The organism is Arcticibacterium sp. (assembly GCF_055134445.1).
On sequence record NZ_JBSRVI010000151.1, the window covers coordinates 1 to 7,988 of the forward strand.

Annotated in this window: 11 protein-coding genes; 6 read left to right on the forward strand and 5 right to left on the reverse strand. The window is 36.6% G+C overall.

The genetic code is table 11. The features are described from left to right. Positions 1–343: hypothetical protein (locus tag ACTBZY_RS19605; RefSeq protein WP_463048065.1), on the reverse strand; the 343-nt coding region annotated here is incomplete at its 3' end. Then, positions 340–678 (reverse strand): transmembrane 220 family protein, encoded by a 339-nt coding sequence (locus ACTBZY_RS19610; RefSeq protein WP_463048066.1) that lies wholly within the window; start codon positions 676–678, stop codon positions 340–342. The genes ACTBZY_RS19605 and ACTBZY_RS19610, both read right to left, overlap by 4 nt. Before the next feature lie 284 nt (positions 679–962). Between ACTBZY_RS19610 and fsa the strand changes: the two genes are divergently transcribed. Both fsa and ACTBZY_RS19620 read left to right on the forward strand, forming a co-directional pair. Further along, positions 963–1,619, forward strand: a complete 657-nt coding sequence (gene fsa, locus ACTBZY_RS19615; RefSeq protein WP_463048067.1) for a fructose-6-phosphate aldolase — start codon at positions 963–965, stop codon at positions 1,617–1,619. 81 nt (positions 1,620–1,700) lie between these two features. Beyond that, positions 1,701–2,375 (forward strand): cell division ATP-binding protein FtsE, encoded by a 675-nt coding sequence (locus ACTBZY_RS19620; protein ID WP_463048068.1) that lies wholly within the window; start codon positions 1,701–1,703, stop codon positions 2,373–2,375. Here the strand turns inward: ACTBZY_RS19620 and ACTBZY_RS19625 are convergent. The 3 genes from ACTBZY_RS19625 to kdsB all read right to left on the reverse strand — a co-directional run bounded on the left by ACTBZY_RS19625 (position 2,359) and on the right by kdsB (position 5,419). Continuing rightward, a complete protein-coding gene (locus ACTBZY_RS19625) occupies positions 2,359–3,051 on the reverse strand; it encodes a hypothetical protein (RefSeq protein ID WP_463048070.1) in 693 nt (230 codons plus the stop codon). The two genes, ACTBZY_RS19620 and ACTBZY_RS19625, sit on opposite strands and share 17 nt — an antisense overlap. Then, positions 3,051–4,619, reverse strand: a complete 1,569-nt coding sequence (gene porX / locus ACTBZY_RS19630; protein ID WP_463048071.1) for a T9SS response regulator signal transducer PorX — start codon at positions 4,617–4,619, stop codon at positions 3,051–3,053. The genes ACTBZY_RS19625 and porX overlap by 1 nt, the downstream gene beginning before the upstream one ends. A gap of 62 nt (positions 4,620–4,681) precedes the next feature. Then, the gene (gene kdsB / locus ACTBZY_RS19635) at positions 4,682–5,419 is read right to left on the reverse strand and encodes a 3-deoxy-manno-octulosonate cytidylyltransferase (RefSeq protein WP_463048073.1); all 738 of its coding nucleotides are present in this window, start codon (positions 5,417–5,419) and stop codon (positions 4,682–4,684) included. A gap of 116 nt (positions 5,420–5,535) precedes the next feature. On the opposite strand from kdsB, the gene ACTBZY_RS19640 reads away from it, so the two are divergent. From ACTBZY_RS19640 to ACTBZY_RS19655, 4 genes are all read left to right on the forward strand, one after another. Continuing rightward, positions 5,536–6,408 carry a LysM peptidoglycan-binding domain-containing protein gene (locus ACTBZY_RS19640; RefSeq protein ID WP_463048074.1) on the forward strand — a complete coding sequence of 291 codons (873 nt, stop codon included), beginning with the start codon at positions 5,536–5,538 and terminating at the stop codon, positions 6,406–6,408. 3 nt (positions 6,409–6,411) lie between these two features. Further along, complete coding sequence (locus ACTBZY_RS19645) at positions 6,412–6,579, forward strand: hypothetical protein (RefSeq protein ID WP_463048075.1); 168 nt, start codon at positions 6,412–6,414, stop codon at positions 6,577–6,579. Beyond that, entirely contained in the window at positions 6,579–7,355 is a 777-nt protein-coding gene (locus tag ACTBZY_RS19650; RefSeq protein ID WP_463048076.1) for a TIGR02757 family protein, read from the forward strand. Before ACTBZY_RS19645 ends, ACTBZY_RS19650 begins: the two co-directional genes overlap by 1 nt. A 147-nt stretch (positions 7,356–7,502) precedes the next feature. Continuing rightward, the coding region (locus tag ACTBZY_RS19655; protein WP_463048077.1) for an aldose epimerase family protein at positions 7,503–7,988 on the forward strand (486 nt) is incomplete at its 3' end.

Consider the following 7,988-nt stretch of genomic DNA (forward strand, 5'->3'; position numbering starts at 1 on the left):
CCTTATGCCATGCAATAAATACATTGCCATTACTTAAAGGGTAGATACTCTTTAAAGTTAAAGTGTAGTTAACCGCGTCTACCACCGTTCCTACTTTTACGCCATTGGTTTTCCATTGAGGCACACCAAATCTATTGAGCTTTTGTGCAAATAACTCACCTTTCCCATTTCGGAAATCAGTCCAACAGTAATAAGTATTACCAGCATCATCACTGGCAAATTCGGCATCAAACTCTAATTTATTTTCAACGCCAAGTGGGCTAGAAGTCTTATCGTTTTTTTTCCATTGAGAAAAGCCTGTGAGAAACACAAACTGGAAAACAATTAATAGAAGGTTTTTCATTTCTTGTCAATAAAACTATAAAGCGTTAAAAATAAAGCACATATTATAAGACCAAGCGACTCTCTTCCGAGTTCAATATTTAAAGTTTTCATTCCTACTTGATTTAAAAGCACGCCTTCCCACTCAGGTGGAAACTGATTTAAACCCCAAAAAAGATAGACCAATGCCGGCATCCAGTAAGCATCCTTTCTTCCTTTAATTTTCTTAAAACCTAAAAATGCCACAAACAAATAAGCCAAAATCCAAGTAAACGGATCTGGATCATTTAACTGCACAGCGGCAGAAAGTATCATTAATATAACTGTAAGCCAGAGTATTATATTTTTCAGATTCATATCATTGTTCTTTTCGGTCGTGAATTTAGTTATTTGTTAGAAGCATATTGCTATACTTATATATATATCATTGCCTAGTCTACTGACCACAAAGCCTTTTAAATGATCTCTTAATATTTTTTTAAAATTAAATGCAGAATCATTGGGGAGAAAAACAGAAACTACTACTTTTGTGACGGCAAATTACCAGCTCCTGCTGAAACCCCCAGGGCCGGAAGGCAGCAAGGGTAGGTGGTCGTAGCGGTGAATTTGCCATTTTTTTTTACCCTTACTCTACATTAAAAATGAAATTTTTCGTTGATACCGCAAGCTTAAAGGATATTCAAGAAGCCCAAGACCTAGGTGTTCTAGATGGCGTAACTACCAACCCTTCCCTAATGGCCAAAGAAGGCATTGGTGGAGCAGAAAATGTTAAAAATCATTACAAAGCCATTTGTGATATTGTAGATGGTGATGTAAGTGCAGAAGTTATCTCTACGGATTTTGAAGGCATAGTAAGGGAGGGAGAAGAATTAGTTAAAATCAGCGACCAAATAGTGGTTAAAGTTCCGATGATTAAGGACGGAATTAAAGCGATTAAGTATTTCTCTGAAAAAGGAATTAGAACGAACTGTACCTTAGTATTCTCTGCAGGTCAGGCTCTTTTGGCTGCCAAAGCAGGTGCTACTTATGTTTCTCCTTTTATTGGCAGATTAGATGATATTTCTTCAGATGGTCTTCAGTTAATTGATGATATCAGAACTATCTACGATAACTACGGCTACCCTACTCAAATATTAGCAGCATCGGTTCGTCACTCTATACACATTCTAGAATGTGCTAAAATAGGTGCTGATGTTATGACAGGCCCATTATCTGCCATATTAGCATTATTAAAACACCCACTTACAGATAGCGGTTTAGCTACATTCTTAGCTGACCACGCTAAAGTAAACGGATAGTATTTATAACATTATTCTAAGAAGGTTCAAGAAATAGATACCAAAGATTATCTTTGTGTTTATTAAACTTGAACCTTCTTTATGGTTATATCAGTAAGCAATGCCGACATCTATCAAAAAGACAATCTAATTCTGTCTGATGTAAATTTGAATGTAAAAGATGGCGAGTTCATTTTTATGATCGGCAAGACCGGAAGCGGTAAATCTTCATTGCTTAAAACATTATACGCTGAATTATGGCTTGAAAAAGGTAAAGCCTCAGTAGCGGGTTATAATCTTCATGAAATAACCAAAAAGGAAATACCGATGCTAAGGCGTCAGATAGGAATAGTATTTCAGGATTTTCAATTACTTACCGACAGGAGCATCAAACACAACTTAGAGTTTTTCTTAAAAGCTATGGGCTGGAAAGATAAGTCCGCCATCAACACGAGGATTGTAGAAGTGTTAGTTCAAGTGGGACTTCCAGATATTCTAAGTAAAATGCCGCATCAGCTTTCTGGCGGAGAGCAGCAGCGTATCGCCATTGCTAGAGCATTATTAAATAACCCCAAAGTAATCATGGCCGATGAGCCTACGGGAAATTTGGATCCAGAAAAGTCTTTGGAAATATTAAAACTGTTCCTCAAAATAAATCAAGATTCAGGTTCCGCCGTTTTAATGGCCACACATGATTTAGAATTGATTGAAAGATTCCCGAGAAGAACGGTCTATTGCGACAAAGGGACTTTAAGCGACCTTACAGAAAACCTGTAAGTCCTAATTTTATTTGAATGGTGGTAGGCTTAACAATGGTTTCTTCATAACCTGTGCTACCATCAGATAATATAAAGAAGGAGTTTCTTCTTATACTCCTTACTTTCTCTGAGTACTTATAATATAAACCTATATCAATATACCTCAGCTGACCATTTCTATTTTCTTTTTTAAAACCAAGGCCTCCGCCAACACCATAATTCTTAGTCCATTTAGCATAGGACAAAACATTGACAGTTTCGTCAGAAGATAATATTTCAGACACTCTTGAAGTTACTAATTCCGGCCCAAAGAAAAGGTCAAAAAAGGGATTTACTGCACTTGCAGAGAGAATAGGTCTATACCTAGCGAGTCCATTAAACCTAAAAGAGCGATGAGCATGTGTGAAATTCCCACCCACTTGGCTACTGACATTGTCTGTGCCTAAAGGCATAAAGCCTATCTCCGCTCCTATTTGCATAGGTGAATTTACCTTCGATTTCTTTTGAATGTTAAATAAATAGCCAAAATCCAAACCTACTTTGGTCTTCTTTACGCCATAATTTTCAAGATAATCCTTATAATCACCAACCGCCGACCCTATAACTAAATGCCCGTACCAGGAGCCTTTATCTACCTCTTGTGCCTTAGTTTGAAGACCAATAAATAAAACCACTAGTACGGGAATTAAACGCATTACTTAGACTTTAAATAAACACAAGGGATAATCATTTCTTCCATCGAGATACCGCCATGCTGGAATGTATCTTTATAATGACTAACATAATAATTAAAGTTATTAGGATAGGCAAAGAAGTGATCATCTGTAGCGAAGAAATAAGAAGTAGAAACATTAGGACTCGGTAGTCCGAAATCATCTGGTCTCCTCACTTCTACCACATGATCTTTCTTATCTGTAAGATTAAGATTTTTACCTTGCTTATATCTCAGATTGGTATTTACGTTCCTATCTCCTACTATTTTCTTAGCGTTCTTAACTCGTACCATCCCATGATCTGTCGTTAAAATAACCCTTCCTTTATTATGAGCTACCATTTTCAACAAATCTAATAAACTGGAATGCTCGAACCAAGATTTAGTGATAGAACGATACGCAGCCTCATCAGGGGCTAGCTGTTTTATCATAACAGAATCTGTCCTAGCATGCGACAGCATATCCACAAAATTATAAACGATACAGTTTAGGTCGTTTTGAAGCAAGTTATTAAAATTGTCATTCAAAGACTTTCCGTGAGCATTGGTGATGATTTTATTATAAGAGAATCGGATCTTTTTGTTGGCTTTCTTCAACTGCCTTTCCATAAACTCTTTCTCATTCTTATTCAAACCATCTTCATTATCACCTTCATCATTGACCCATAAGTCTGGATGCTTCTTAGACATTTCCAAAGGAGTCATTCCTGAAAAAATGGCATTTCTGGCATAAGAAGTAGCCGTAGGCACGATAGAATAATAGGTCTCTTCTGTTTCTACAGTGAAAAATTCCGTTATAACATCTCTGATGACTTGCCATTGGTCATATCTGAAATTATCAATTAGAATAAAGAATAATGGAGAATTTTCTTCTAATAATGGGAATACATTTTTCTTCATTAAGTGGTGAGACATCACCGGCCTATCCACATTTGGGTCACAGATCCAGTCTTCATAATTTTCCTCCACAAACTGAGAAAACTTGCTATTAGCCTCAATTTTCTGCATCTCAAAAACCTCTTCCATAGATTTATCAGCAGACTTCTCCAGCTCTAATTCCCAATAAACCAACTTCCTATAGATGTCTGCCCACTCATTATGGTCTATTCTATCATTATATTGTGTTGCCAAATTTCTAAACTCCTGAGAGTAACTCATATTGGTCTTTTCAGATACCAATCTTTTGTTATCCAAAAGCTTTTTAACCGACATCAAGATTTGATTGGGGTTAATAGGCTTAATAAGGTAATCTGCTATTTTAGAGCCGATAGCTTCCTCCATGATATGTTCCTCTTCAGATTTTGTAATCATCACACAAGGAATGGAAGGCTTTATTTTCTTGATTTCGGCAAGTGTATCTAAACCACTCATACCAGCCATCATTTCATCTAAGAAAACTATATCATAATTATTTGCTTGAACCTTATCTAAAGCATCTGAGCCACTTGGTACTGGGGTTACGTCATATCCTTTTCCTTCTAGAAAAACGATGTATGGTTTCAGTAAATCTATCTCATCATCCGCCCACAGGATGGAGTATCTATTATTCATAATTTGGCTTCTTTTAACTTTGGTTTTAGGTATTAATAATGACTAAAACCACGGTTTTATTGCTAATTATAGCTTAAACCTTTCAAATCTTCTGGCGTGTCAATACCTATGCTATCATAATCTGTCTCTTTCGCCATTATTTTGTATCCATACCCAAGCCATCTTAATTGCTCTAACTTCTCGGTACTTTCCAAAATATTTAGCGGTAATTTCACTATTTGCTCCAAAACATCATTCCTAAAAGCATATATGCCAATATGCTTATAAAACTTTGAATGCTCCAGCCAATCTTCTTTGGGCACATCTCTTACAAATGGAATCGCTTGCCTGCTAAAATACAAGGCTTGCTTTCTCATGGTCAAAACGGCTTTAACTACGTTATGATCATGGAGCGTCTCCAAATCTTTAATCTGCTTTACCGCTGTAGCTATTTCTGTTTTAAAGTCTAGTAAACCTATGACCTCATCTATTAACTCTGTTCTGATGAATGGCTCATCTCCCTGAATATTCAAAATATAGTCATAGTCATTCGACTGTTTCATATTAAGGTACGCTTCAGCACAACGATCGGTTCCACTAGGATGTAGCTCCGATGTGAGGATAGCTTGTCCACCAAATGACTCTACATGGTCTTTTATTCTAATATCATCTGTGGCCACCACTAAATCGCTAATTAGCTCTGATTTGCGACTTTGCTCATAAACACGCTGTATCAACGTTTTACCACCAACATCTACTAAAGGTTTACCCGGAAATCGGGTAGAACCATAACGTGCTGGAATTATTCCTAGAATCTTCAATATTATAGGTGATTTGAAAGTTTTAAATATACGAGATTTGTTTTTTTCAATCCTCTAATCCACATTAAATGGATAAATTATTTACATTTGTTACAATAACGCTTCCTAATAAATAAATGAAAAAGATAATAACAATTGCTATTGGCATTTTACTTTGTTCCCAAGTATACGCCTCAAAAATTGCACCGGCAGACTCACTCGTTTCACAAAACGATTCTAACAAAGCTTTTGTTGAGCACAAAGTTAATGCGGATGAAACACTTTACAGCTTACTTAGAAAATATAATTGCTCCTCTGCTGAAGTTTACATCGCAAATCCATCTTTAAGGGGCGGCAGTAATATTTATGTGAACCAAATCCTAAAGTTCCCAATCCATAAATCTTCAAATACTATAGAGAGTACATTACCATCTGTTGTTAGTGAACGTTCTGCTAGCCCTTCTTCAGAGAGTTCGGGAGAAATTAGCACCGTGCATCATGTACAGCCACAGGAAACACTATATAGTATTAGTAAGAAATATAATGTAGATATAGATAAGCTAAAGAAAGTCAATAGAATTGAAGAAAATGACATAAACGCTGGTCAAACTTTAATCATCAGAACTTCTAAACAGAACTACGAAGAGCATATCGCAGCTTCGATGCCAAGTAAATTCCCTGACGACAAAACCCCAGAGAAGTTTGTAGTATCCAATGCCCCAATGGGTTCTAAAGTAAGCGAGATTGGTATTGCTGAGCTAATTGAAACGGACAGAAGTTCTAATAAAATGCTTGCTCTTCATAGAACAGCTCCGCTTGGTTCTTTAATGACCGTGAAAAACGAAGCTACAGGAGATAGAGTTGTGGTCAAGGTTATTGGCAAACTTCCAAACACTGGAAATAATACCAATACGGTAGTTAGACTTTCCCCTTCCGCTTTTTATAAGTTAAATCCTAAGGATATAAGGTTTAGGGCCGAAGTGGCCTATTTTGTAGCCCCAAATAATTAATAATTGAAAAAAGAAAACAAAGTTGTTAAGGTGATTTGGAATGTGATTTTTGGATTATTCTATCCCATTATCACCCTGTTTTCATATATATTAACCGCTTTTTTATCTGTCTTTTCTGCTATATCTAGCGTTCTGGCTAAAGTTCTTAACGGCAAAGATTCTGAAAAATAATGCTTTCTTTTGAAGAACTTAAGACCTTACTAGAAGAGAAGTACTCATTCTTCAATCAAAAGGGTTTCATTGATAATGACCCTATTTGTATTCCGCATCGTTTTTCGACAAAAGAGGACATAGAAATCTCAGGTTTCTTGGCTTCTATACTAGCTTGGGGGCAACGGAAAACCATTATCAACAAATGTACAGAGCTATTAAACCTCATGGATAATAGTCCGTATGAGTTCATTCTTAACTTTCAGGATTCAGATTTAAGAAAGTTTGAATACTTCAAACATAGGACTTTTAATGGCACGGACACGTTATATTTCATAGAAGCTTTAAGAAACATATACCAAAACCATAATGGCTTAGAAGGAGCGTTTTCTGCACCCATTCTTAAAGAAGATACTACTGTGGAGAAAGGCTTGATAAACTTCAGAAAAGTTTTTTTTGACCTTGAAGATTTCCCCTTGAGAACTCAAAAGCACATTTCCTCTCCTTTGAAAAAGTCTGCATGTAAAAGAATAAACATGTATCTAAGATGGATGGTTAGGAAAGATAACTTGGGGGTTGATTTTGGTATTTGGGATAAAATATCTCCGAGTCAGTTGGTTTGCCCTTGTGATGTGCATGTGGAACGCGTTGGCAGGAAACTAGGATTGATTAAAACTCCGAAGCCAAACTGGGGAATGGCCGTCGAATTAACTCAAAATTTAAAGGGCTTTGACCCAAAAGACCCTGTAAAATATGATTTCGCATTATTTGGACTTGGTGTTGAAGGTTACCTATAATAAGCTAATTTCTATAGCGTTGACCCCCACTTGACTGAAACCAAGGTCATATTAACCTAGGTGATATCAATTCTTATCTGTCTTTAAGAAGATTTTAAGGTTTATTTAAGCCTAATATTTCTATTTTTGCACCGCAAAAATATTTACATGGCGAAGCTACTACTTAAGAATAAAAAAGGAGACCAAGTTGAAATTGAACTTTTCAACGGGGCAGCGGTGACGGGATTACGTTTAAATGAGGTGGATGTTATCAAATACCCTTTAAAGGAAGAAGACCCTAAAAAAGGATATCCTTCTGCCATTTTATTTCCGTTCCCGAACAGAATTAAAGACGGCATTTACACTTTTGAAGAAAAAACGTACACACTAGAAAAGAATGATGTTGAGAGCCATAGTGCCATTCATGGTTTGGTGGCGTTTGAATCTTTTGAATTGGTTTCCCATACTGCCAGTAAACTGGTGGCAAAATATGTTTATGAAGGTCATAACGAGGGTTACCCCTTCCCTTTTGAACTTATATTAACGTACAGCCTTAAGGATGGTAAGTTACTACTGACTGCTGAGGGCATAAATACAGGTGAAACGAACATGCCGGTAGGTTTTGCATGGCACCCATACTTTGGTTTTGACGGA

What these genes read in the sequence shown, in the direction of transcription:
- ACTBZY_RS19625 (WP_463048070.1), bottom strand. Translation starts at nt 3,051, where the DNA reads ATGCGTTTAATTCCCGTACTAGTGGTTTTATTTATTGGTCTTCAAACT.
- ACTBZY_RS19640 (WP_463048074.1), top strand. Translation starts at nt 5,536, where the DNA reads ATGAAAAAGATAATAACAATTGCTATTGGCATTTTACTTTGTTCCCAA.
- ACTBZY_RS19650 (WP_463048076.1), top strand. Translation starts at nt 6,579, where the DNA reads ATGCTTTCTTTTGAAGAACTTAAGACCTTACTAGAAGAGAAGTACTCA.
- ACTBZY_RS19610 (WP_463048066.1), bottom strand. Translation starts at nt 678, where the DNA reads ATGAATCTGAAAAATATAATACTCTGGCTTACAGTTATATTAATGATA.
- porX (WP_463048071.1), bottom strand. Translation starts at nt 4,619, where the DNA reads ATGAATAATAGATACTCCATCCTGTGGGCGGATGATGAGATAGATTTA.
- fsa (WP_463048067.1), top strand. Translation starts at nt 963, where the DNA reads ATGAAATTTTTCGTTGATACCGCAAGCTTAAAGGATATTCAAGAAGCC.
- ACTBZY_RS19620 (WP_463048068.1), top strand. Translation starts at nt 1,701, where the DNA reads ATGGTTATATCAGTAAGCAATGCCGACATCTATCAAAAAGACAATCTA.